We start from the raw sequence: 24,886 nt of genomic DNA, 5'->3' as shown, positions 1-24,886 counted from the left end.
CCAGAAAGGGAGGTAAACGCATGAGCAAACTCACGCGACTCAAACCGATAATCAGGTTGTCGGTCGGCAACCCCGAAACAGACAGCAACTCGGTTTTCGGACGAGGCATCGCAAGTCTGTGCCTTGGTGTTCGCGAAACGGGATCTTTGAACGCCGCGGCAAAAGGCATGGGCATGGCCTATAGCAAAGCATGGCGCATCATCAAAGATACCGAAGCCGCGCTTGACGTACAGCTGCTGTACCGCAACGGAGCACACGGCAGCCAGCTTACCGAAGACTGCGAGCGCATCCTTGAGGCATACCAGGCAATCGAATCCGATTTGCAAGCGGAAGCCGAAAGGCGGTTCCAAGAGGCGCTTAAGCGTTAGAGCACATACTTGTTTGTTGAGAGCCTTTACGCATGTCGTGAAGGCTCTTTTTCTGCGCAGAAGCAGACCACAGTGCCGGCTTCTGCAATGCAGAGGGCTACGATACGGCAATGCCTTCATAATGAGGCGGCCGCCATGCCAGATACAGGGTTGCATCACCTGTCACTTTCAACGTTTCCGCCGGCGCCGAACTTTCGCCCGCATCCAGAAACACCCCTGGTACGTTCGTTGTCTCTCGCGTACGACCTCGATCTTCGTACCACATGCTTGGTAGGCGCCTGAATCTCAATCGGGTTCCGTATCGCACCGTTTCACTTGCAGGCACCAACCAAATAGCAGTCGCCTCCTGCGTCATCGATTCGTCCACAAAGCATTCGCGCTCTTCTAGCAGTCGCTTCGTATCATCGGTAAGCGCGTATTCGACTGTTGCGATGTTGCGACCGTACAGCGTCAACCTTTTTCCCTGCAAGCAGGACCCATCCTCAAACAGCATTTCGCAGGATTTGTCTACATACCAACCGTCGAAGTCAGAGCAACCTTGCTTCCTTCCCGCTTCTAACGCCGCCGCCGGCGTGCTGTACGACGTGCCGACCTCAACTCTTTCCTCATAGCAAGGCGACGAATCATCATCGACAACATAAGAGACAAGGACCACGGGCTTTCCAACCTGAACCGCATAAGACAGCGCAGCACCCCTATAGGGAATACCGCGATGCTGAGTCTCGGCGCGGACAATGCAGGTGAGGAATTTCCCACTCCAGGCCTTATCGAGAGTAATCGAGCTTGCTTCGCCTTGCTGCGCAATCCCCTTTGGCTCTAAACGAACCTGGATTCCCGATATGGTGCGAGCAGGGCCGGAAGCCGATTTCCCCTCGCTTGTCCACGAGCCCCATCCCGACCGCGACGAGCACGCCCGGTAAAACACTCTGTACTGCTGCGATATCGCTCCGTGAAGCGACAGGGATACAGCGTTGGCAGCCGAACCGGCCGTTGCCCCGTCCCTCCACGCGCCGTTTGAAGAGAGTCGCGCGGAAACCGTTCCCTGAAGCGAACCTCCTTCGATTCGAAGCGAAACCCCAGCTAACGCGCCGCTTCCCTGCGTTGTGCCCACAAGGTTTACGCCAGGTTGTTCTTCAAGCCATCCAGCTTTCGATATATACGCCGACCCAACAATCTCCGGAAAGGCCTCATCGGCAAACTCGTCGTCTAAAACAACCCAGGTGAATGTTCGCCGAATTCCTCGCGAGCGGGCCGTGGACCCTCCGGGACGAAACGTGCTGTCCGGATTGGGAACCGTGACGGATTGACCGACAGGCATGTAGCCGTCTTTCACCGTTCCGTGTAACGAGAACGGTCGCTGATCGGCTGTGGAAAAACGCGCGTCGCTCATACGCCATTTGTGAGCAGCATTGCTCCACTCTTTATCCGGATACCCATTCGAGTGGAAGCGGGCTTTCCCCGTTGATCCGCCAGAATCCAAAGCCATGCCCGAGCAATCGGCAAAAACCCATTGCGTTGAAGAAGAGCCGTGAATCCAAAACGACTGGGCCCGATTCAGCTTATTGCCAGCCGCGCTCCAGAGCTGAGCCGCCGAAGCGGTCATCGTAGGACCCCCTCCGCTTTGATCAAGCTGGAAAGCTCCATCCGTCGACACCACTGGCACGAATCGATACGTTCCCGCAACATCGACATTTTCGTTTTCCAACAGTATCCAATGCTGTTTCGTGGCCGGCACAGTTGAGGAGACCAGGCATCTTGCGCCTTTAGAAGCGACGTCGGCGCTTTCCAGGTACTTTCCCTTAGAAGCAACAGACTCCACAGTCACGATTCGATTGCCCCAGGTGGCGTTACTTGCAATCGAAATTCGCTCCGACTGCTGGTCAATCCACTTCGTTGAATAACCTATAGGCGGGTCGCTTGCCCGGTCAAAATACCAATCGGTTCCGAAATAATAGTAATTCCAAAACCATGAACGTAACTGAAACGAATGCTTTACCGCCCGAGACGAGCGACGAATCCATACCGAATAGGAGTTTTGCGGATATCGCCGATAGTCGGTCCATATTTGCGCCCCATCTTTATGGAGGCCGCTTCCAGCTTCGTTGTCGATAGCCACAACTTTCGACTCTTCCAGCCTCCCACCTGCCGGAGCATCGTCAACGGCGTGATAGAGGCTAAAACGCGTATCGTCACCGGAATCGGCATGCCACATGTTATACGAAGCATTTCGCCCGTTATAACTGCCGCATGCAATCTCGAGCACCCCTGTAAGGTGATAATACAACTCCGTGGTGAAGTCGCACCGCATCGTGATTTTCGATGCGGTGCGAAGGTATTGGTTCGAGGATATGTCCCATTCAACCCAAGGCGTTTTCGCACTTACCCAGCGATCGGTGTACAACGCTCCCGATTGCGCGCCTCCATTGCCCGATTTCACGACACCGATAGCGCTCCAGAATTGATTCTCATACCACTTTCCATAACCTCGGAAAATAAAAGATCCATCCCACCAGGGTTCATCGGCAAATGCAACTTGAGGCCGCCAAAGCATCAAACCCGCCATCGCCGCCGTTCCCACGATGAACGCCCGCCGCGTCATGCATTTGCTTTGAGCGGCTTGCGTGCCTTTAGCGCCAAGGCCGCTTGACCGGCTACGCTTGAAAACTGGCAGTTTCCCTGACCTCGAACGACGCGAACGCCTCACGAGCGCCTCCTCTCATCGCGACCACTACACCATTCCTCCGCTCAAAAAGGTCAGCAGCTTCACCACCGTTGGAACCAAAACCAAAATCACCGTAGGGGGCAGAAAGCATGCAGATAAAACGATATCGAGCTTCGTCGGCATCTTGCGGATTCGCTCAAGCGCCATGGCTTGCGCCTGCTCACGCGCTAAAAGCGCCTGGGCAGCAAGCCCCTCCGAAACAGAAGAGCCCTGATCGATCGCTTGGGTGATTTGCCCCACGAAAACGCTAACCTCTTGGCTTGCGCAACGTTGCGCAAAGTGCTCCAAAGCCTCGGTGCGGGAATGACCCAGCAAATTCACCTCTTGATCGACTAAGCGAAGCTCTTCGGAAATAGGTCCCTTCAGGCTTGCGGACACCTCGCGAAAGCACTGCTCGATAGGAGACCCGGCAGCCAAAGCAACCGCAAGCAACTCCATTGCGTCAGGAAGACACGCTTCTATGGATCGGCGCCGATCGTTTTGCCTGAACGCCACATACCGCCCAGCTGCCCAATGCCCAAAAGCGGCCGCGCCCACCGTCAGGGCAATGCTCCACACGCTTGGCACCGCAAACAATACGCACGCTGCAAAGCAAAGCGCAGCGCTTGCGCCTATCATCACCGCCACGACCGCACGCCACGTCTCGGGCTCCACGCCCATGCCTGCACGACGAAGCGCGTCCCTTGTTGAACCCGCCTCATCACGGGTCATCGGCGCAAAAGTGTTTACCGCAACGGATAGCCGCTGCGCAATCGTAACGAAAGATGACTTTGCAGCAGACCGAGGCGACGATGCTGGTGCTTCGCTTGACGAGGGAGAAAGAGCCACTGCAGAGGGGGACTTCGCCCCGCACCATGCGCATACAACTTCATACGCGACCAAACCGGCCGCAATGCCGGTGAAGGCTATCGCGGCAAACAAGAATCCGTCCATGCTGCCCCTTTCCCTTTGCCCTACGAAACGTCGACTTCTCTGAACGTGGTGATCTTCTTGCAAGCCGCTATTCCAGCGATTTCCATGAACGCGGCACAAGACAAGACAAGCCACCCGAGCGGATCAGTCCGATAAAACAGCGCGAAATCCGAGCTTGTCATATACATCAACCCAAAGATGACCGGCATTGCGCCGGCGACGAACCACGTCGCCAGGCGCGTACCCGCAAGTTCGGTCCTAAGTTCCCGCTTCGTTTTCATGCGCGCATTCGCATGGTCACCTACCAAGTCAATGACCTTGTTGACAGGACCGCCGAATCGCTGCTGAATTCTCATCGACGCGGCGAACGCCGCCACATCCTCGCTGCCCGTCCTTCGCGCCATGCCTTCAAGCGCGCTTACAAGCGGCTCCCCGTGTGAAACCTGGGCCAGCACCCGCACCAATTCGGATCGAATCGGCTCCTGAGCTCGATCGACCGAAGCCCGAAACGCGCGCTCTACAGTCTGAGCGCTACGAACGCTTGCGGACAGCTGAGGCAGCATACGAATGAATTGCTCGGCCAATAGTTCGCGACGCCTGCGCCGTGCCCGCTCTACATACACGGCCGCCCCCGCGCAAACAAGAAGCATCCCCGCAAACGCTGCAGGCACGCCACCTGCACGCAAAGAGAAGACCCCCACGGTCACCAACACCGCCGTTGCGCACATAAGCAACATCAAAGGAGATGTTTCGATCCCTGCATCGCGCAATATCTTCGCCAACGGGCCATCATCGCCCTTGCGCTTTTCATCCGAATCGCGTCGACCCTGCTCGTACAGCGTCCTGTCAGAAACGGCACGATCACTTAGCAGGATTCTGAGCTTTCGTCGAGCCGAAAACGCGGCGGCGACTACAACGGCAATTGCGACGATTAACACGAAAGCCATCTGTTTCCCCTTTCGCCGCTTCCACTTTCCCGTTGCCGCTCTCCAAACGCGAAGAACGCGGCAACGTATCGACTTTTCAGCAGGCTATGTCGAGAAAAACCAGGTCGGATCATACTGAACGCCCTCTCTGATCATTTTTTGCTTGATGGTTTGCGGCTGCACGCCACACGGCCGCCAGCTACCCGACACTCGCCCGAAAGCGTCGGTACCGCCTACATCGAAGCGAAACAGCTCCGCGCGAGGAATGACCGCCGACCCTTCAGGCATCGGGTCGATCGCCGTGATGCTTGTTACACGGCGAGATCCATCGGCCATTCGATCGACATGAACGACAAGACCACCCTGCAACGATTCCGCAATTTGCTGCTGCACAACGTCGCGGCCCAAATCGGAATGCGCATAGTTCACCATCGTACGCAAGCGACTTAACGCGTTGCTTGGGTCATTTGCATGGATGGTAGTCATAGAGCCAGGATGATCGGTTTGCATTGCCTGCAACATCTCATACGCCTCGGCGCCACGACACTCGCCAACGATGATGCGGTCAGGGCGACGGCGCAGCGACAACGCCACCAGCTCCCGCATCCCAACGGCCCCCTGCCCCTCTGCATTCGCCTCGCGCGTTTGCATACGCTCGACATGATGAGCCCGCAGCCGCAGCTCAGGCGTATCCTCTATGGTGATAACGCGCTCGTGCGCTGGAATAAAGCCCGACAAGGCTCCCAACAAGGTTGTTTTGCCCGATCCGGTGCCGCCCGAAATGACGATAGGGCACCTTGCCCGCACGGCAGCCCCAAGAAACTTCGCCATGACAGTGCTGAGCGCGCCTTTCTCTATCAAGTCGTCCATGCTCATGATGTGCTCGCTGAAAAGGCGCAGGTTCAGCGCAGGGCCGTCGGGAGCTAGCGGCGGAATGATGAACGTTGCGCGGGCTCTTCCTCCTGGCAGCATCGCGCACCCCATCGCGTGAGACTCATCGCAGCGAACACCTGCCTGCTCCGCAATTTTGTTGATGATGCGCCTGACGTGCTCGGCGTCATCGAATCGCACATACGCGCATTCTTCAATGCGCCCAGCTCGCTCCACGAACACCTTCGGATCGCGAAACGAGAGCGAAGCTCCTTCGAAATCGATGCCGCCTCCATTTACCATGATTTCCGTGATAGAAGGGTCATCAAGCAAAACTTGCAGCGGTCCGTAGCGCAAAAAATCATCCACGATGCACTGGCACATCAGGTTCTCGTCTTCGATACTCACCACCATGCCCCACGATCGAATCGTCTCGGAAACGATTGAGCGGATTGCCGCTTCAACGCGGCTCGAATCCGAAGACTCCTGCAGCTGCAGGGCCAAGTTGTCACGCACAAGACGTTTGAGCGCCGATGCCGCAATCCTATCCATCGACACCACCTGTCAGCACGTCTTCCGAAGCAAGCAGCTGCACACTTACCTTGCCCGACACCTGGGCTTGACGAATCGCATCGGCCTCGTCAGGAGAAACTTCTATAACGATGGCGCTATACGACGCACCATCGTCATATCCGTCTCCCCCAACAGCAACAACGCGCGCCCGATTCGCAAGCGTTTGCGAATCAACAATTCCAGAAGACGCTCCTTCAATCGAGACAACGCGGACCGCATCATAGGGCTTCACCTGCCCCGCAATGCCCGTTTCGTCATCGACCGAAAGCGACACCGCTTCCTTATCCGCTGAAAGCTGGGCCGCCAAGCGACCATCAGAGCCCGACCCCGCAAGAAACGTTCCGCACAGCTGCGAACCTGCGGGTATGTCCACAAGGGCGCGCATGCCGGATACGCTTGATGCAGGTTCAGTTGACTGAGCAGGCAGCGCAGCAGCCGACCGGAATGCCGCAGGAACTTCACGCACCTCTAACGAATCCGTATCGAGCATCTCGCCCGCCTTCACATCTTGAGAAACGACCCAAACGGCAGCTGAATCCCTTGTTACCTGGTCGACCGCAGACTGCGATGCCGCAGCCTGCCAAAGCGAATACCCCACAGAAACGCACGCCACCGCAACCGAAGCAGCAACAACCGCCGACATCTGTTTGCATCGATGCACAAGCGGCTCTTCGCCTCGCACAGGTGAATCCACCGCCACATCGTCGCCTCTTGCAGGCACAGCGCCAGACGAGCGAGAAACGCCCCGAGTTCGTTTTGGCACCATACGCCGCGAAGCTCCCGCGCCCGATCTTCCAACCATGTTTCTTTCCTTTCTGCTTCATAAGCGCGGCACGACCAGACCGCCTTACCCCACGCCCTGAGCAAGTTTCACCATTTCATCTGGAAACCCTTGCAGCGAAGAGATGGAGGAAAACGTCGACATTCCCGCCGTCGAGCCTTCAGCGAAGCGATACGACCCGCAAATCCTGCGCTCCGGCCGCCACACCGCTTCCGCGGAATAAGGCTTTGCAACAAAAGCTCGGCTTGAGGCAACGGTAAGGGCCTGCGGAGATGCCGGCACCGAAAACGGCAACGGCGTCTGCTGCTCGGCCTGAACGCCAATGACCCACAACCGCTCGCTGCGAGGCGTAGACTGCGCAGGCGCTTCGTAGAACCACACGGTCAACGCCGCAGATACGCCCTGGTCACGAACCGTTTGGACGATTCCATCAGCAAGCGTCAATCCGGGATTGTCCGCATATTTCGCCGGAACGGCCCCCGAAGCGTCCATACATGCCTGCCGCGCCGCATCAAGCGCCTGCTCCTGATGCGCTTTTGCCGCATATACCACCCCGTGATCAACCGCAAAGCCCAGCGTCGTAACAAGCACAAGGCATACCACCACGGCCAGCGGGGCAATAGAACCGCATTCGCCCCGCACCCAAAACCTTTCAACCATCACGACACCGCCACCTCCGATATGCGCTCATTCTCGATTGCGCAAAAGACACGCTTTTCAAGCTGTGCCGGCTCGATACCGGCAACGGATAAAACCAGCGGAAGGCGATAGCAAACCGAGAAAGAAACCGAGGAGACCTTCGTTCGCTGGTCAATGCCACCCAGCTCACCCGGCGATTGCCTATTCGATACCTCGATGCAAACATCGCTTACCTGAATGCTGTCGAAATCAAGCTGGGACGATTCACCGGCAATCTCATGCGCCACGAAACGGGCCTTGTCCGGCGATTTCGCCAAACCAGCCGTGTCAAGCAGCAAACACGCCTGCGAAAGCTCCGATGAGAGAATTGAAGCGGACGTTGTATAACAAGCTATGTACAACGATCCAAAAAGCAGCGTCATCAGTGCAATGATGGCGAAAATGAATTGGACCGCCTCGCTTCCCGATTCACCCTTCGCCATAAACGACCTCCTGCGATTTGAGCACCGTACGCGTTGCCTGAGCAGAAAGACCGAACGTTGCGCCGCCGCCTGCGGATAATATTTGCCCGACAGGCGTCAGATAATCACCTTCAAGTGTTGAGGAAACCTCGATTTTTACAGCGCGCATCGAGGCGTTTTCGTCGATAAACAAACCTGTTTCCGCATCGAAACGATGACGCTGATACGAGATATCCGGAGTGTCGGACACGCGGCATGTTGCAGAACAGCGAACGCCAAGCGAGGAAAGCGAGGGAGAAGCGTCACTGAGCGCCTCGGTGATATCGCAGCTGCTTGGCAACGCCACGCCCGATAAGGAGACTTGATCGGCCATACGCCGGCATACCGTTTGCGTTGCGCTTTCGAGCTCCGTTCCCATAAACGCAAGGCGCCCCAAATCTACGATTGCGCACATCAGCGTTATGAGGATGGGCAGCACCATCACAAACGAAACGGCGCTGCCACCTGCCTCTTTGCCGTGCTCCGCTATCGCACGCCGTTGCATGGCGCTATTTCGCCGCAGCGCCAGCGGTCACGCTTCTGAACATGTTGCTGATGGATGTTCCGGCGGAATTGATCGAGGTGTTGATCTGATTCTGCAACGTCATAAGCGCAGCTCCCAGACCTACCGCGAAACCCAAGACGATCACCACCTGCACGATTTCAGAACCGCCGTCTTCCTCGCCGCGATACGCCAGCGCGCGTGTCTTGTCGAACATGCCCTTCATAGCAGTGTGCTTTTCCATCATTAGTTCCTTTCTTCGTTACCCTTTTCCCTGTTCATCCATGTTCAGCGATAGCCAACAAGCAACCGCACCACCTCCTTCCTGTCCGCACGGACCCCTATCGAGCCACAACCGTTCCGAAAATCATCCAGAGCGTCAAAAACGGGGCCATGGGAATGCCGTCTTGCCGCTTCAGGCGCCGCGATGCCAAACCGACAAGGGAGAACAGCCCGGCAACGATATAGCAAGACGCCGCTCCGATAAGTGAAGCCGGGCCGCTAAGGACGGCAAGCGCCGTCATGCACCGCACATCGCCCTGGCCCACCGAGCCGCCCGCATCGCGAGCAACACGATTGGCTATCCAGCACACCGCCAGCACAACCGCAGCGGAAGCAAACCCTGCTACTACGCCAGCAACCCCGCCATTGAGCAGCTGAAATGCGACCCCACCTAAAAGCAGACACCCGCAGCACTCCAAAGGAATCATCCGAGCGCGAACGTCGCACACAACGCCTGCCGCCATGGCAACGCCGCAAAGCGAAAGAGGCACGGAAAGCTGCGACGGCAATCCGAACGCGGGAAGCGCAGCGAACCATGCACCGCATGCAAGCGCCAGTACAACGCGCTGCAACGCGGTCGGGCGAAACGAGCAACGCCGTGCCTGCTCGCGCTCGCTGCGCGAAGAGCAATCCTGCCCAACGTCGATGCCGGCCTCGCGAAGCGCGCAGGCGCGCTCGTGCGTCAGCACCTTGCGTTTCGCCTGCGATTTGACATCATCGAGCCACATGCCCAGCGCACCAGCGCTTCCCGCATCGGACGGCTTCGGCCATACGCCGGCATGGCCAGCCCGATATGCGATAGCGCCTTGCAGCGATTCGTTCCACCACGAAAGAGACCGCCGATATGCGCGCTTCATCGCAATGTCTGCCAACCACGGCACGGCAAGCGCACCAGCCGCAACGCCCACACCGGCCGACACAAGCACCATCATCAGGAAAAACGACGTCATGCTATCTCCGCCTGCCTTTGCTGACGCACCGTATCAACCGCAGCGTGCCGAGCACGCACCTCCTGCACGCATTCGCCCTTCTGCCCGGCCGCGGTCCCTCGCTTCACCTCGGCCGGGCGGGCGATATCCATCACGGAAGGCCGCCTTCCCCGTCGTAGAACAACGCATTCAGGTGCCAAAGCGGAAGCCGCATCCTTGTGCGAATCGGGGATCTGCGCTGCAGCGGCCCCAACGTCCACCAATTCGATGCGCACCACGATATCGGCGCCTCGAACGGGGACATCAACCGTTTTCAAACTGCTTCTCGCCACAGAACCGCAATCAGAAAGAACGTTTCCGGCATCGGCGGCAACTACTTGCCGGACAGATTCCGCGTGCATGCTTGCGGGCTCCCCGCTCCTCGCGCCGCCCTGCCCTTCGCAGGCCACATCCACACCTACCGCACCACCGCTTTCTGACAAATTCGGCGCCGAAGCAACCGATGGCGCACCGAACACTTGTGCATCGCCCTGCGAGAACCGATGCAAGCACCCGTAACACACCTCGGCATCGTCAAACGCCCCCGCCCTGCAAACCGGACATGTCTTCATGCCTTGCCACCTTCCTTTCTTGAAATGCCTACGTAATCGCCCACTGAGAACCAAGGAGGATCGCACGTGGAAAACCGCTCAAGCACCGCAACGGCCTTACGGCATTTGAGGCGTCGCAGCGGAGCCACCGCTCGATAAGACTCGATGATGCGGCCGTCATCGCCCACAAACGCAATGTCAAGCAAGTCATTCATCCCGACGGTGTGCACGTCGTTGCACGGCATGAGCAGCAGCACACCACCAGGTTTCGATCGAAGCAGGCCCTTGACGCGCGCGGGAAACCTTCCCGCAAGTTTCAGCACCTCAATCTCGTTTTCCATCACTCGCCTCCGTCCTTAGTACCCGACCATTGCAAAACAACGCTTGTCTCTTCCCCCACCTGCGCCGCCGATGCAAACGCCCAGCGATACGCACCTTCGCTTTTGACAAACGACCCGCACGAGGAAGAATCCGAGGAAACGCCGACCCAGCCTTTAGCGACCAGGCGGCCTTCAAGTGCCGCGAGCGTTTCTTCAACGCTGCCTTTTTCGCACCAACTGACCAGCTGGGCATTTGAGCTCCAGTAGGCGCCGCTCATGCTCGACACGTCGAAAAGCTCGTCCTCGAACAACGCCGGTTCATGTGCTGGCAAAGCAAATGCCGTGCGTTCGCCCCCGCTCACAACGGCATCGAAGCCCGCCTCGGCAACCGCCGCCGCGGCCTCACCTGGTCCACTGCTCCGCGCCGACGCCTCGAACGCGCTGCATGCGACCAACGCGGCTGCAGCCGCGCCGACGATTGCGCATGCCAAGCGAAACCTTTTTGCCTGGCACGCAACCAAAACACCATCCCTACCTGGCACAACGCTCATGACAACACCCCCGGCTTGTAGCAATCCACCACTATCTCCTCGCTATGCGACAACGTGGGCAGCGACACGCCAAACACCTGGGGGTTTAGCGCCGCCCCGAACAGCGTCGGCTCGAATCGCACCGTTGCGGAAAAGGCCGTGTGCCCTTGCGCAACGGATCGCGCACTCACCTGCACCTGCACGTTTTTCGCATTGCTGCCTTGTTGCAACTCCCGTTCGATAAGCGAGCAGCTTTGCGCAACGTCCTGCCCGTAGGCCGGCGACGTTGCGCACGTGCGCACCGCGTCGCGAAAATCGTTGTCGAAAGCCGCGCACACCCCGAAAAACGAGCAGGCGTTCACCGCAATGGCCGCTACGATCAGCATCACCGGAAACGCAACGACGAATTCGATGGTCATCTGGCCCGCCTCCCCGCAGGCGCGAGCGTCCATCAGTCCCACGGCCGCACCCCCGTCACATTCGCGTACAGCGAAACCAGCTGGTCAATCGCCTCTCCAAGGGCGCCTTTTGCGAACTCGCGCGCAGCAGGCGGAAGCGAGATCTCGATGGGAACGGATTCGCCGCCCACATCGATGCTGGCAACTTCAACAGACCCGCCTGCCGCATCGATGCCGGCGAACGCATCCCGGCGAACCGATGCAGCCAGTGACGAGAACACGCCGTTCGACATAAGCGGATGCGCAACCGCCTGCCGCTTCAACTCCACCAGCCGCGCACAAAACGAATCCGCCTTGTCCGACCCTGCAACATGGGCCGCATTCACCACCGCAGGGCGAAGCGCGTCAAGGTTTGCCGGCTGCAAGCCAACGGCCTCAACAGCCCCCGAAAGCTCGTCGGCAGCCCAATCGCCCAAACCGCTGGCACCGATCAGCGGAAGCCCGTCAAGTCCTTCGCGAACGACGTTCGTCAAACTTGACTGCCCGTTCGCGTAAGCGCTCAGCAATCCCGCCCAACAATCCAAGGCAACCCCAGCAAGTCCCGCCGGCGCGCCGCGCTGTGTCAAGCCATCGGTCAAAGACGAGATGACGTTGCCGCCTTCCCCGGACGGATCGGCAACCAGCGTTGACGCTGAAACGGCAACACGTGTGCCGACTTGCCCTGTGGCCTGCACGAACGTTGACTCGAACCCCTTTGCGGGCGCATCGGTGCCAACGTTGGCGCACAGCACCACGAACCCTTCGCTTCCCGGCGGCCGCGCCGTGATGCGGTAGTCGCCCACGCGCGAACACGCCTCCTTCAGCGCGGCAAGCACATCCGCCACACGGTCTTTCACCGCCCGCTTCGCGGGCTCGGCGCGCTGCATGGCTTCCTGGTACGCATCCGCCGCGCGCGCCACCGCCTCGTAGTGGTATTCGAACCCGTTGTCAATCGACGACGACGCCGCCGCAACCTTGCCCATGCTTGCCGCCGTAAAGCCACATTCGCTGCACGTTTTCCATCCGCCACCTTCCATGGCGGCAATCGATGCCGTTGACGAAAAACCCGCCGCCCGAGGGCACCCGGACCACGCGTGCAACATCGGCAGACCGTCTTCAGTCGTGCAGGGGTAAACCGCATCGGTGTACAGCGTTGTTTCCCGCATCTCGTCAGTGTTTTTCGGCAAGTGCGGAAAGTACGCGCGGAACTCGGGCTTTTCGACCACATATCCGCGCGACAGCTCTTCAGACGCATAAGCGAAGAAGCGTTTCCGCAATTCAGAGCGGGCACGCGCCTCAACGCCTTGTCCATCGGGCGCCTCCGAGGCAAGCCGCGCAGGGTAGTACGCCTGCGCGCGGCGCAGCGCAACGGAAAACGACCAGGCATCAACGCTTGAGTACACCGGGTTCGACGAGCCCTTCATGCCCGCAAGCGTTTCCGCGCGCTCTTGCATGCAATAGCCCGGGCGATTCCCGCAATCGCGCTCGAACGCCTGCCGTTTCGCTTCGTTGGCCTCGCGCGATGCGGCATCGGCCTCGTTGGCCAGCCGCTTGATGTCCTCAGCTTGCGAAGCCGCTGCATCGCGCGCTTTCGCCGCTGCTGCGCCCTCCGCCGCCACGCCGATATCCGGCGCCGAATCGGGCACAAGCACCGCCATGGCAACGTAACGCGACGTTTCGGGGTTGTTCGCCGACGCCACCGAGGCCGCAGCAACCGCAGAGAGAAACGGCAGAGCCTTCTGCACGCGCGTCAGGCCCTCCGACGCGGTGCGGGAAAACTTGTCCCGTGCCTGGCCAGCCTTCTGTCCCGACTCGATAAGCTTGCCGCCCGCAGCCTGCGCCCCGGGAACGCAAAGCGCAACCACGCCAAGGCCCGTTGCGGTCAAGCTGGTGAGGGAAAGCGACAGCGCCACGGCATCGCACAACCGAACGGCTATCATGAACTCCGCCACCACGTTGCCCGCCGCAAGCGACGCCGCATCCGCAACCGATTGGACGCGTGACGACACCGATTGGATGCGGTACACCTGCGCCGACGAGAACACCAGCGAAAGCGTCAGCAACAGCGCAAGCACCATGCCCGTCGTTGTCAAGCCCGACTCGTCGCGCAGCAACCGTCCTGGCGCCACGCTGAAAAACGGCCGCCTCATGACCAGGCGCCTATCCAGCCGCGCGGGTCAAGCCCCTCCTGCGTACCAAGCAGCCATGCCGGCTGCGTCCGCCTTTGCGCTTCCACCTTCACCGGCAGCAAACCTTCCTCGTCAAGCAACCCCAGCAGTGCGCTGGCGCCGTCGAGCAACGGCAACGGCCGCACCCTGTTCTCGATCGACACGCGCACGTATTCGGAGCGCTCGTCGCCTTCAAGCTGTATGCGCCACGAGCACTCGCCTTCGTGAACGTGGAAGCACGCAACCGGGGGAACCGCGCCAAGCCGGTGACGTACGAATGCCTCGATGGCCTGGGAAGAGTCGCCTGCCGCATCGGTTTTCACCGCCAGCACGCGGCACGCATCCGTGGCCGCAGCGGCCATCACCATGCGGTCGTACAGCACCATGCCCGGCTGCACCAGCAACAGCAGCGCCGTGAACAGCACCGGAATCAAAAACGCCGATTCCACCGTCGCCTGGCCGTCGTCGCGCCACGTCTTCGCCCTCACGACGCACCCCCTTTCGCACTTCGCGCTCAATACAGCAAGATGTCCGCCAATGTTTGGGGCGCCGCGCCTTCGATGTGGTGCGATGCCGTTGAAAGCGCATGTTCGATGAACAAACCACCCGACACGCCCCGCCACACTGCCCCAAGCCCCAGCGTCACCGCCAGAAACGCAGCTGCGACCACCGCAAACTCCACCGTCGATTGGCCGCATTCACCACGCCGCCTACAGGCTGTTGATGCCTTCTGCAATTGCATCCCACAGCTCCTGCAGCTTCGGCCGAAACACCGTGATGGCAATGATGGCGATAACCACCAGCACGCCGACGAGAATCGCGTACTCCGTTGTTCCCTGGCCGTCTTCCCTGCGCTTAACGCGAAACCACTTGCACGCAAGGTTCGCCAATACGCGGCGATATCCGCTCATAACCGCATCGATCATGTCCTACATCCCTTTCATCAATTCCAACAGCACCGGCCCAAGCACAAGCAAAAGCATGGCGGGCAGGATGAGCACCCCCGTGGGAATCATCATCTTGACCGGCGCTTTCGCCACGCGCTCTTCCACCTGAGCGCAACGGGCAACACGCGCCTCGTCCGCCGCTTGTTCCAAAACGTCGCCAAGCGACGTTCCAAAGCGAAGCGACCGCGTGATTGCCGCCACCGTCCGCGACAGCAGCGCCGAATCGTACGAAGCGGCAAGCGACCGCAGCGCATCGCCGCGCGAAGCCATGCCCGTCTCCCACAGCTGCAGCGCCGATGCGCACTCACGCGACAGCGCATCGTCGAAATGCGCCGCGTACAACTGCATGCTGCGGTCGAACGAAAGGCCACTGCGAACGCCCAGCGCCACCACCTCGAGCATTTCCGACAAGCTGCGCTCAAGCGAGAGGTTGCGCGCCTTGCGGGCCGACGCCACTGCTCTGCGCGGAGCGCTGGCGCCGAACAGCGCACCCGCCGCACACCCCGCAATCGCAAGTTCGTTCGACGCGACCGCGCCAAGCAGCGCGCCGCCCGCCGCCCCGGCAAACGCCAGCCGAAGCGACGCCTCGCAATAGCCGTCCGCGCTTGCCCGCCCCGAGAGCCCCGCCTTCTCCGCGCAAGCGCCAAACGACGCCCGCGCACGGCGAAGGGGAAGGCGCCGGGAAAGCAGGCTGGTCGCATGCAGCGACACGCGCTTCGACGTGCTTACGAGGTACGCCAAGCACGCGGCATCAAGCCCGCTCACCCCCGGGAATGAAGGCGCCGCGACCGATATTCGGTGCTTCGGGCGCCCCGCAAAACGCCGCGTCAGCATGCTGCCCGCGCACGCGCCCGCCGCACAGGCCAGCACGCACGCGGCAAGCGCAAGCACCGTCATCACGACACCTCTATCGACAGCATGCGCCGCACGGCCGCAACGCCCGCAACCTGCATCAGCACCGCCATGCACAGCAGCGCCACGCCTAAGGGACTCTCAAAGAACGGATCGAGAAACCCTTTGCTCACCAGCGAAAACACCGCCACCAGCGCGAAGGGCATAATGGTCACGATGCGCGCCGACAAGCGCGCCTGCGCCGTTTGGACCCGCAGAGAGCGCTTAAGCGCAAGCTCGCCTTCCACCGTTTCCCGCGCCGCTTCCAAAACCGGACGCATGCTTCCGCCTGCTTGGTGCTGCACGTCAAGCGCCACCGACACGAACACCAGCTCTCCCTGAGCGCCCGCACCGCGCAGCGCATCAAGCGCCTCGTGCATGTCGTGCCCCGTTTCAAGAAGGTGCGCAGCATCGGCGAAACGCTTTCCCAACGGCCCGCGCAGCTCCGAAGCCAAGTACTGAAACGTTTGCAACGGGGAAAAGCCCGCTTGAAAGCACGACCCCATGGCGTGAAGCGCGTCGGGCACCGCATCGCGCAGCGCCTCGGCTTGCCTGTCGCGCCACAGGTGCACGCGCGTCAGCAGGCAGGCGATGGCCAGAGCCACCACGGCCACGCCCGCAACCGGCGATTGCGCCAGCGCGCCAACAACCGCCGCCACCGCCACGGCCGCCGCCATTGCAAGCGACAGCAATCCCACAGGACTTGCGAAGATGCCCCGCTCGCCCAGCAGGTCAACGGCATCCGCCAAAGACCGCTGCACGCGACGCGTTTTCGCAAGCCGCTTCGCTGCAGGAAGCGTCCATGAAACGCCGTTACGGGCAAGACGCGCCAGCATGTCGCCCGAAGCAAACGAGCGCGAACGGGCCGCCGCACAGCTGCCTAGCAGCGCGGCGCAAGGAAACGCCAGGGCAACGCTCATGCAGCCCCATGCAACCGATGCTCCCATGTCTTTACCTCCTCAGTCGGTATGCCGCACAGCTCCGGCACGTCGTCGATCCACCTTGGCAGCGCCTTCCACATTCCTGCGAGCCCAGGCGATGTGCGCTCGAACAGCACATGCACCCCGCATCCGCCGCCGTGCGCGGCGCGCTCGAACTCGGCAACGCACGTCACGTAGCGCGAGCCGTCAAGCGAGCGCGTCGTCTGAACCACCACGTCGAACGCGCTTGCCGCATTCGCCTCGATCACGTCGACGGGCAGGTCGACGCCGTAGCGCACCATCGTCACCACGCGCGGCAAGATGTCGGCCGGCGAGTTCGCGTGCAACGTGGTCAGCGACCCATCGTGGCCCGTATTCATGGCGGTCAGCATATCTACCGCCTCGGCCCCTCGGCATTCGCCCACCACGATGCGGTCGGGGCGCATGCGTAGCGCGTTGATTACCAAATCGCGGATGGTCACTTCGCCCACGCCCTCGGCATTGCGCGGCCGCGCCTCCAGGCGCACTACGTGCGGATGCTCAAGAAATCGCAGCTCAGCGGTGTCCTCAATCGTCACGATGCGCTCGCCTTCCGGAATGCAGCACGACAGCGCGTTCAGCAGCGTCGTCTTCCCGCTGCCCGTTCCGCCGGCAACCACCACGTTCTTGCGCGCACGGACCGCCCACTCCAGAAACTGCCGCAGCTCGTTATCAAGCGACCCGCTGGCAACCATATCCTCAAGCGTCATAACCCGCTCGGCGAACTTCCTGATGGTGACGATGGGGCCTTCGGGGGCAAGCGGCGGCATCACCACGTTGACGCGGTGCCCTTCGGGCATGCGCGCGTTCACCATGGGGCTTGACTCGTCCACGCGCCTGCCAAGCGGCCCAAGCACGCGGTCGATAAGCGCGCGAAGCTGGCCCTGTCCGGAAAACACCTGTTCAGAAGGCTGCAAACAGCCACCTCGCTCGAAAAACACGCTTTGAGGGCCGTTCACCATGATTTCCGTCACCGTGGGATCTGCCAGCAGCGGCTCAAGCGGGCCGAAGCCGAACACCTCGTCGACAAGGCTTGCGGACAGTTCCTCAAGCCGCCCTTCGGGCACCGCGCGCCACATTGGCAGCTGAAAAGCCTGACGGCACGCTCCTAAAAGCTCGCTGCGCGCCCGCCTGGGTTGACGGCTCATCATGGCCGCGATGTCTCCCACGGACACGAACCGTTGCACGTCGCTCTTCAACCGCGCAAGGTCGGGCGGCGCGACGCGCTGCTCAAGCAGCACCGACCCCGATGCCTGCGCCCGCTGCGCAAGCGACATCTCAGGCCCTCCTGCGCTTGCGCGGTTTCTTGCCGCGCAAAAACGGCAGGCCTGCGCCTTCGCGTTCGCCCGGCTGCGAACCCTGCATGCCGGGAATCACTTCCGCAAGCAGCTGTTCGATACTTGCCACCAGCTCGTTTCGCGCATCGAACAGCTCTTCGATTCCGTGCGCCGCAAGCATGTCCTCAACGTCTGCGCCGCCATCGGCCAGCTCGTGCACGTGGGCGCCCTTAAGCGCGCACGACACGTCCATCGAGGAAAGCGGCGCGCCTTTTCCACAGCCGTTCAGCACGAACAGAAGCGGATTGACCGCGATGCCGCACCGCGCGCACAGATCAAGCGCCCGCTTGCAGGCATATACCGAGCTCATGCGCTGATCGATCAGGAACAGCGCCTTCGAACTACGCTCGAGCAGCACCGCATGCTGCTCGGCCCACGCGCCACCGGTGTTCGCCACAATGACATCGAACCGCCCACGCAGCGTTTCAAGAAGCGCCGGCGCCTGCGCAACCACCGCCTCTGCCGCATCGATGTGCAGCGGAGCCGCCAACAGCGCAGGCGCGTTGCCCTGCGGCTGCAGCCCCGTCAGCCTTTCGGGGTTCGCAATGGCCTCGTCGATGCGCAGCGGATGCTGCACGCCCGCAAGTTCCACCATGTCGCCAAACTGCAGATCGAAATCGAGCAGCAGCGTGCTTTTCCCCATCCGCTGCGCCGCATATGCGGCAAGCAGGGCAACGGCGCTTTTGCCGGCACCGCCGCTTCCGCTTACCACCGGCAGCAGAAAACCGCGCGAGTTGCCCTGCGCCGGCGCCGAGGCCTGTTGCTGCGCTTGCGGCTGCGCGCCCCCGTACGCTGGCTGGGCGAAAGCAGGCTGCGCGCCCTTCGCGGGCGCACAAGCGGGCTCAACCGCGCTTGCACCTGCCGGCCCCGCAAGCGCCGGCCCGCCAGACGCCGGCTGCACCGGCGCCGAGGCCGACGCGCTCATGGCGATCTGCTTGCAAAGCGCATACCGCTCGACGAACGCCTGGCGCGTAAACGAAGCGTCAATGCCCGCTGCGCTTGCCCGCGAGCGCAGCGACCCCGATTCCTGCGCCGACAGCATGCACACCCGCCGATCGCGACGATCGCGCTTCAACGCGGCCGCAAGGTTGATGGGGGCAACCTCATCACACGAGGCAACCCACACCTCTTGAATGCCCGTATCGTTTCGAAGGGAGCATCGTGCCTGTTCAGCCGATGAAAACAGCTGCAGCCACGATTGAGCCGCCAGGTTTTCACCGCCAAGGCCGAGCATTTCTGGATTGCGCAGGCTTTCCTCATCCGCGCAAAGCGCCACCAACGGCATCGACATCTCGTTCCTTTCCCGCGTTTTTATTCCCACCTGCATCAGCGCGCGTTTGCCCCGGGCAGCGTGAAGTACAGCTCCGTACGCTGCGCCGCCGACACCATTTCCTCGGCTCGATCGGCACCAACGGCAACCGTCACCCACGAAACCTTTGCCGAAGACGAACCAGTCGATTCCCCATCTGCCACGCTTGTGGCAAGCACGCGCACCCCTCGGGCCAGCGCCTGCGTATCGGAACCCCCGGTGGCATACACATCGACCAAAGAACCCGGGCCGATAGCGCCTCCCACCGCCTGGACGTCTTTAGCTGGAACGCTTAAGGCAACCTGGCCATCGGGAACATCGATCTGGCTTCCTTCAGCCTGAAACCGGCGCTTAGACAGCACTTCCCCGGCAAGCATCACCGACGACGCCTTCGAGCCCACCACCTCCGACGCCTGCCGAACCGCTTCAGCGGGCAGCAAGTCGGCCACCCACAGACGCGTTTCTATGGCGGAGGCCTCGACCACCTCTCCCGCTGCGATATCGCGCTTCGCAACGCACACCTCAACCTGGTCGCCGCCATAGCGGGCCAGCGCGTCACGGCGCTGCTGGTCGGCCTCACCTCGGACCGCCTGCGTATAAGCGAACACGCAGGCCGCGCACAGCACGCCACACACAACGCCGACGAAGGCCGCCTTGTTCTTTCTCATAGACACCTCGCAATCTGCCAGGCAAAACGTTTCGCTGTACCGCCTTGCCCGACTTCGCTTTCGCTTGTCTACGAGTATGCACTGCCGACCTTGCAGACCTTTTGCCGACATATCGTTCGAAAGCACGCGAAACCTTGCACCAGAGCACGCTGCGCACACGCCCCGCGCAGCACACGGAGAGCTCACGGCACGTGCGCAGCACACGCCTTTCTTGGACGAAACACCTTTCAAGCCTGATCAAGGCTCTCATTTGTGCAGTATTTGCGAAGCGCACATTCTTATGCGAAAATACAGTTCGCCCTTTTCGAGGGAAAACGGCCGGTTGGCGCAGCGGGAGCGCAGGTGCCTTACAAGCACAAGGTCACAGGTTCAAATCCTGTACCGGCCACCATTGAGCTATCGCAGGTCAGGCAAGTCTTTTGCTTGACCTGTTTTCTTTTTCGAATCAAGTTTGCAACACATCTTGCAACACCATTTGCAACACAACAAAGTTTTCGTGTCATGAACGACGTTTTCGACGGCTTGACCAAACGCATGCGTGGGCGCCCCACGGCTGATCGCATGGATGACACTTCGCAGCAAGGCAAAGGCGCACCTGCAGAAGGCCGCCGTCAGCACCAAGCAACGGTCCCGCGCACAAAAACAAAACCCGGATGACCTTGAAAAGATCATCCGGGTTTCCCGTTCTTCAAGCCTGATTAAGGAAAGCATGCCATGTGTGAAACGCGCGCGGCCAAACGCTGCGTTACGCTAAGCCCTTGCGGCAGCTTCAAGCATCTCGCGCGCATGAGCAAGCGAAGCTTGCGTGGCATCGCCTGACAGCATGCGAGCAATCTCGGCCGGGCGCTGCTCGGCGGAAAGCTGCTGCAAATTCGTTTGCGGCTTGCCATCAGTGCCCGCAACCTTGTTGACGGTGTAGTGAGCGTTGCCACGCACGGCAACCTGAGCAAGGTGCGTTACCACAATGACCTGGTGCGTTCGCGCCAAATCAACCAGCACATCGGCCAATGCAACAGCCGTTGAACCGCCAACGCCGGCGTCCACCTCGTCGAACACCAGCGTGTCAACGCTGTCAGCCTGCCCCAAAACCACCTTGATCGCCAGCATAACGCGACTGACTTCGCCGCCCGATGCGATGCGGGCAAGCGGGCGGGCCTGCATGCCAGCCCCCGGCCGGAACAGGAACTCCACCTCAGACGGGCCGGCCTGTGTCCACGACTCGCGCGGCAAAGGGCGCGCCTCGCACAACAGCTCGGCACCGCCCATCTCCAGACGGCTCATCTGGGCCGTCACCTGCTCAGCGAACTGCGGCGCCGCGGTGCGGCGCGCCTGGTCAAGCGCTTGGGCCGCCGAGGCCAGCTTCTGCTCCGCCGCATCGACCTTCTTCCGCGCCGCGCGCTCGCGCTCAGCCGCGTCGTCGACGGCAGAAACCAGATCGGCCGCCTCATCGCGCGCCTCCAGCACATCGACCATGCGCGGGCCATATGCGCGCAGCAACCCTTGCAGCGCCGACATGCGCTCTTGGTCCTGCTCAAGCGCTTCCGGGTCGAACTCTACGCCATCGCGATAATCGCGGGCCGAGCGCGCCACATCCTCAAGCACGAACCCCGCCTCGCGCAAAGAATCCGCCAGCGCCGACAAATCCGCATCGAAGCGCCCGCCCTCGTCAAGCGCGGCGATGGCGCTGTTCAGCAAATCAATTGCGCCCTCGTCGCCGCCAAGCACCTCGTGCGCGCGATTCGCCGCCAACGCAAGCGCCTCGGCATGCTCGGCGCGCGCAAGGCGCGCGGACAGCTCCTCGTACTCGCCCTCGCGCGGGCCCACCGCATCGATGCGCTCCAGGGCAAAACGCGCCTCGTCAAGCTTTGCCGACGAAGCCGCGCCTGCGTTCAGCACGTGGTCAAGCTCTTCCGCTGCAGCCTTCGCCTGGGAAAACGCCTGCTTGTAGGCATTTTGCGGCACCGCAACCACCTCGCCCGCCCATGCATCGAGCATGCGCACGTGGGCCGTCGGCTTCATAAGCTGTTGCTGCTCGTGTTGTCCGCACAAATCGATAGTGGACGCCACGCGCGCCGCAAGCTCGCGCACGCTGGCCATGCGCCCATCAAGCGTTACGCGCGATCGGCCGTCCGAGCTTACGCGCCTGGTGGCAACCAGCTCGTCAGATGCTTCCTCATCCCCATCAGGCCCTTCGGCATTCGCAAGGCCGAAAAAGCGCCCGGATACCTCAAGCGATTGCTCGCCATCGCGCACGAAATCCTTATCGGCGCGCACGCCCATAAGCAGCTTCAACGCAGACAGCAACGCCGTTTTGCCAGCACCCGTTTCGCCGGTAAGCACCGTCAGCCCCGGCGCCGGAACAAGCGACGCCTGTTTGATAAGCGCCAGATTCCGAACTTGTATTTCGTCGATCATCGCGTTTCCCCTTGCATGCGGCTAAGCGCGCCTTATTAAAACGTACGGTTGTTCTATATGCCAGTATACCAGTGAACCGGGTGGTTCGTCGCGGAACGCACAACGCGCACGAATGTTGCGCACATGCGCGCGAAACCTTGCCGGCGCGCTGGCCGCAAGCGCCCAACGCCGCTTGCGCCGGCCGCGCGCCCACTATAAGGCGAAGCGGTCGCGAATCCCCCGACCGGCCGAGCCGCCTTCACCCGAACAAGCTGCACCAGCCTGCTTACGATGCCACTCCATCAGATACGCGACGCAATCCATACGGTTCGCCTGGCGCAGCAGCTCGATCTGCACGTCGAAACGCGCGCCGTCAAGCAGCCCCGCATCGGCAAGCGCGCGCACCATCGACACGTCGCCTTCGCGCGCAACGCGCACAAGCGCCTCGCGCCCAAACGAGCGCACCTCGTCCGCAAACGCCGCGTGGTCGGAATCGCTTATGCCCACCGGGGCCGCAAGACGGTGCAGCAGCGCGCCCAACCGATCGGGAACGTTTTTGCCCGCCCGCAGCACTTCGTCATATTTCACCAGGTCAAATGGGTCACAACCTTCAGGTGCATCCTCACGAAAGCAACTGAGCAGCTGGTCGGCCGGCACGTGCACGCACACGCCCCTGTGCGCCAAGCGACACACGGCGAACTCGAAGCTGCCCGCGCCAACGCTGCGCAGCGTGCGCGGAAGCGCCACCGTCTCCAACGTGCGCGAGCAGAAGCAGTGCGCGCCGACGCGCTCAAGGCCTTCGGGCAGCACAAGCCTGCGCGTGCCCCGGCACTGGTTGCCGTCGCCGATAGCGCGCACCGATACGGGAATCACCACGGTTTGCGGCGCGTAAGGCAACGCCCGGGCGGCAACGGAAGCAAGCGGCTTGCCCGCAACTTCCGTCGGAAGCTCCAGCAGACGGTTGGCAGCAGGGCGCGCAAGCGCGGCGGCCGAGGGCCCCTGCCCCACCGGCCCCAACCTGCCGCCCGACACCAAGCCGCCGCAATCGTTCGCTTCCGCGCGCGCGGCCGCTTCGTCGGCGTCCACAACGGCGGTCCCATCGGACGCCGAAGTTGCGCGGGCCTCGGCGGCAGCTCGGGCAAAGCGCTTCGAAGCCGACGTGGGAGCGGGCGGCCCGGCAACCAGCACCGCGTCCGGCCCTTCAAGGTCGAACCAGCATGCATCCCGATGCGCCGCAGCAAGCCCGCATACGCGCACGCCACGCTTGCGAAGCCGCGCAGCCGCAGGCGCTTCATCAGGGCATATCCACAGCGCGTCGTCCCATTGCCGCGCTTTCACCTGAGTCAGCCCCTGCGAAGCGCGCACCACGTGCGGCGTGGCGCAACCCTGGCAAAACGCGTATTCGCCAACGAACTTCACACCCTCGGGAAGCGCGCAATCCGCCGCATAGGGCGGCGCAAAGAACAGCAAGTGCTCCCCATCCGCGGAAAGCAAGCTGCCCCCGTCCGCGCGATAGCTGACGTTGCCGGCGCTGACCGAGTACGTGCGACGCTCAAGCGGAGGCGTGACGCCAAGCAAATCGCACGCCTGCTCGCCGCCCGTGCTCACGGCCGCCCCTAAATGGATATGCCGACCCGGAAGCGCGGAAAACGCGCCTGCCCCGATACGGCGAACCGTGTCCGGCACCACCAGCACGTCAACGCCGATACCGCGTACCAACCGCCGCGCGAACGCCCCGGGCGCGATGCGCACGACGGGCTTTCCGTCCACAAACGACGGCAGCACAACAACAAGGTCCGTGGCCACCCCTGCTGCTTCTGCAAGTATTCGCAGGTCAAACCCAACAAGCGCATAGCCTTCGTCCTCTTGCTGCACAGAGACGGCGCACAAGTCCGCATCATGCTGCGGCACGGCAACGGCCGCCGCGCCGCCAACATCGTGCTGCGTTGCCGCCAACGCCAGCAGGTTCGCGCGGCGAGCGTCATCAACGCCCATACCCAGCGACCCAGCAGACAGCAAATCCCCGTCCGCCGACCCCGCAACCTCAGCAGCGCCCGACGCCGCCGCGCCTGTCCATTCGCGATACGGAAGCAGCTGCGGCGACCACACTTCACCCGCTGCAGCACGCCCAGGCCGCACCACGCGCACGTCGTCAAGTTCAAGCGAAACCGGCGCCGCAAGCGCACGCCGCACCACATCTTCGGGCGTTTTGCCCCCTTCGGAAAACACCATCTTCGCCGATGCCGCCATCGCCGCACCCCCCGCTCCTGAAACCGGTTTACCCTGTCAGTCGCCCATGCTACACTGCGACCGAAAGCGAAATCAAGCGCGA

The 24,886-nt window shown here is 61.6% G+C and carries 26 protein-coding genes, 1 tRNA gene and 1 pseudogene; 2 read left to right on the top strand and 26 right to left on the bottom strand.

Annotation, left to right across the window (positions count from 1 at the left end):
* The first annotated feature begins 20 nt into the window (after positions 1–20).
* Entirely contained in the window at positions 21–368 is a 348-nt protein-coding gene (locus ET524_RS12040) for a winged helix-turn-helix domain-containing protein (RefSeq protein WP_129424108.1), read from the top strand.
* Between the two features lie 97 nt (positions 369–465).
* On the opposite strand, the gene ET524_RS06060 is transcribed toward ET524_RS12040, so the two are convergent.
* The 24 genes and pseudogenes from ET524_RS06060 to cpaB (ET524_RS05950) form a co-directional block, all read right to left on the bottom strand.
* Positions 466–2,967, bottom strand: a complete 2,502-nt coding sequence (locus ET524_RS06060; protein WP_129424106.1) for a hypothetical protein — start codon at positions 2,965–2,967, stop codon at positions 466–468.
* 129 nt (positions 2,968–3,096) lie between these two features.
* On the bottom strand, positions 3,097–4,023 hold the full coding sequence (locus tag ET524_RS06055; protein WP_129424104.1) for a type II secretion system F family protein: 927 nt from the start codon (positions 4,021–4,023) through the stop codon (positions 3,097–3,099).
* A 20-nt stretch (positions 4,024–4,043) separates the two neighbouring features.
* Positions 4,044–4,949, bottom strand: a complete 906-nt coding sequence (locus ET524_RS06050; protein WP_129424102.1) for a type II secretion system F family protein — start codon at positions 4,947–4,949, stop codon at positions 4,044–4,046.
* Between the two features lie 84 nt (positions 4,950–5,033).
* Positions 5,034–6,350 carry a CpaF family protein gene (locus tag ET524_RS06045; protein WP_129424100.1) on the bottom strand — a complete coding sequence of 439 codons (1,317 nt, stop codon included), beginning with the start codon at positions 6,348–6,350 and terminating at the stop codon, positions 5,034–5,036.
* Entirely contained in the window at positions 6,343–7,032 is a 690-nt protein-coding gene (gene cpaB, locus ET524_RS06040; RefSeq protein ID WP_161566613.1) for a Flp pilus assembly protein CpaB, read from the bottom strand. The genes ET524_RS06045 and cpaB (ET524_RS06040) overlap by 8 nt, the downstream gene beginning before the upstream one ends.
* Positions 7,033–7,218: 186 nt before the next feature.
* On the bottom strand, positions 7,219–7,794 hold the full coding sequence (locus tag ET524_RS06035; protein WP_129424096.1) for a pilus assembly protein TadG-related protein: 576 nt from the start codon (positions 7,792–7,794) through the stop codon (positions 7,219–7,221).
* A 17-nt stretch (positions 7,795–7,811) separates the two neighbouring features.
* Positions 7,812–8,273, bottom strand: a complete 462-nt coding sequence (locus ET524_RS06030; protein WP_129424094.1) for a hypothetical protein — start codon at positions 8,271–8,273, stop codon at positions 7,812–7,814.
* Positions 8,260–8,625 carry a hypothetical protein gene (locus ET524_RS06025; RefSeq protein WP_236648269.1) on the bottom strand — a complete coding sequence of 122 codons (366 nt, stop codon included), beginning with the start codon at positions 8,623–8,625 and terminating at the stop codon, positions 8,260–8,262. Before ET524_RS06025 ends, ET524_RS06030 begins: the two co-directional genes overlap by 14 nt.
* Before the next feature lie 15 nt (positions 8,626–8,640).
* Positions 8,641–8,796: pseudogene (locus tag ET524_RS12170) on the bottom strand (TadE family protein); the annotation flags it as partial.
* 4 nt (positions 8,797–8,800) lie between these two features.
* Positions 8,801–9,037, bottom strand: coding sequence for a hypothetical protein (locus tag ET524_RS06020; protein WP_201738696.1), 237 nt, complete (start codon positions 9,035–9,037; stop codon positions 8,801–8,803).
* Between the two features lie 97 nt (positions 9,038–9,134).
* Entirely contained in the window at positions 9,135–10,025 is an 891-nt protein-coding gene (locus tag ET524_RS06015) for a helicase associated domain-containing protein (RefSeq protein WP_129424088.1), read from the bottom strand.
* Positions 10,022–10,615, bottom strand: a complete 594-nt coding sequence (locus ET524_RS06010) for a hypothetical protein (RefSeq protein ID WP_129424086.1) — start codon at positions 10,613–10,615, stop codon at positions 10,022–10,024. The genes ET524_RS06015 and ET524_RS06010 overlap by 4 nt, the downstream gene beginning before the upstream one ends.
* On the bottom strand, positions 10,612–10,935 hold the full coding sequence (locus ET524_RS06005) for a DUF192 domain-containing protein (RefSeq protein ID WP_129424084.1): 324 nt from the start codon (positions 10,933–10,935) through the stop codon (positions 10,612–10,614). The genes ET524_RS06010 and ET524_RS06005 overlap by 4 nt, the downstream gene beginning before the upstream one ends.
* A complete protein-coding gene (locus tag ET524_RS06000) occupies positions 10,935–11,405 on the bottom strand; it encodes a hypothetical protein (RefSeq protein WP_129424082.1) in 471 nt (156 codons plus the stop codon). Before ET524_RS06000 ends, ET524_RS06005 begins: the two co-directional genes overlap by 1 nt.
* A gap of 56 nt (positions 11,406–11,461) precedes the next feature.
* Entirely contained in the window at positions 11,462–11,905 is a 444-nt protein-coding gene (locus ET524_RS05995) for a class III extradiol ring-cleavage dioxygenase family protein (RefSeq protein ID WP_201738695.1), read from the bottom strand.
* Positions 11,896–14,031 carry a molybdenum cofactor biosynthesis enzyme gene (locus ET524_RS05990; RefSeq protein WP_129424080.1) on the bottom strand — a complete coding sequence of 712 codons (2,136 nt, stop codon included), beginning with the start codon at positions 14,029–14,031 and terminating at the stop codon, positions 11,896–11,898. Before ET524_RS05990 ends, ET524_RS05995 begins: the two co-directional genes overlap by 10 nt.
* On the bottom strand, positions 14,028–14,537 hold the full coding sequence (locus ET524_RS05985; RefSeq protein WP_129424078.1) for a TadE/TadG family type IV pilus assembly protein: 510 nt from the start codon (positions 14,535–14,537) through the stop codon (positions 14,028–14,030). The genes ET524_RS05990 and ET524_RS05985 overlap by 4 nt, the downstream gene beginning before the upstream one ends.
* A gap of 26 nt (positions 14,538–14,563) precedes the next feature.
* Positions 14,564–14,791, bottom strand: coding sequence for a hypothetical protein (locus ET524_RS05980; RefSeq protein ID WP_129424076.1), 228 nt, complete (start codon positions 14,789–14,791; stop codon positions 14,564–14,566).
* Positions 14,760–14,960 (bottom strand): Flp family type IVb pilin, encoded by a 201-nt coding sequence (locus tag ET524_RS05975; RefSeq protein WP_129426125.1) that lies wholly within the window; start codon positions 14,958–14,960, stop codon positions 14,760–14,762. Before ET524_RS05975 ends, ET524_RS05980 begins: the two co-directional genes overlap by 32 nt.
* A gap of 18 nt (positions 14,961–14,978) precedes the next feature.
* Positions 14,979–15,893, bottom strand: coding sequence for a type II secretion system F family protein (locus ET524_RS05970; RefSeq protein WP_129426123.1), 915 nt, complete (start codon positions 15,891–15,893; stop codon positions 14,979–14,981).
* Entirely contained in the window at positions 15,893–16,834 is a 942-nt protein-coding gene (locus tag ET524_RS05965; protein WP_129424074.1) for a type II secretion system F family protein, read from the bottom strand. The genes ET524_RS05970 and ET524_RS05965 overlap by 1 nt, the downstream gene beginning before the upstream one ends.
* Complete coding sequence (locus ET524_RS05960) at positions 16,804–18,123, bottom strand: CpaF family protein (RefSeq protein ID WP_129424072.1); 1,320 nt, start codon at positions 18,121–18,123, stop codon at positions 16,804–16,806. The genes ET524_RS05965 and ET524_RS05960 overlap by 31 nt, the downstream gene beginning before the upstream one ends.
* Position 18,124: 1 nt before the next feature.
* Complete coding sequence (locus ET524_RS05955; protein WP_129424070.1) at positions 18,125–19,474, bottom strand: AAA family ATPase; 1,350 nt, start codon at positions 19,472–19,474, stop codon at positions 18,125–18,127.
* Positions 19,475–19,509: 35 nt separating this feature from the next.
* Positions 19,510–20,160: a Flp pilus assembly protein CpaB gene (gene cpaB / locus ET524_RS05950; protein WP_129424068.1), complete on the bottom strand. Its 651-nt coding sequence runs from the start codon at positions 20,158–20,160 to the stop codon at positions 19,510–19,512.
* 316 nt (positions 20,161–20,476) lie between these two features.
* Between cpaB (ET524_RS05950) and ET524_RS05945 the strand changes: the two genes are divergently transcribed.
* Positions 20,477–20,551, top strand: a tRNA-Val gene (locus ET524_RS05945).
* 359 nt (positions 20,552–20,910) lie between these two features.
* Here the strand turns inward: ET524_RS05945 and recN are convergent.
* Both recN and ET524_RS05935 read right to left on the bottom strand, forming a co-directional pair.
* Positions 20,911–22,575 (bottom strand): DNA repair protein RecN, encoded by a 1,665-nt coding sequence (gene recN, locus ET524_RS05940; RefSeq protein ID WP_129424066.1) that lies wholly within the window; start codon positions 22,573–22,575, stop codon positions 20,911–20,913.
* 192 nt (positions 22,576–22,767) lie between these two features.
* Positions 22,768–24,804, bottom strand: a complete 2,037-nt coding sequence (locus ET524_RS05935; RefSeq protein WP_201738694.1) for a leucine-rich repeat domain-containing protein — start codon at positions 24,802–24,804, stop codon at positions 22,768–22,770.
* Between the last annotated feature and the right edge of the window lie 82 nt (positions 24,805–24,886).

Origin of the sequence: Senegalimassilia faecalis (assembly GCF_004135645.1) — a bacterium.
In the GTDB taxonomy this organism is placed as follows: Bacteria; Actinomycetota; Coriobacteriia; order Coriobacteriales; family Eggerthellaceae; genus Senegalimassilia; species Senegalimassilia faecalis.
This window is presented reverse-complemented; position numbering and strand designations above follow the sequence as displayed.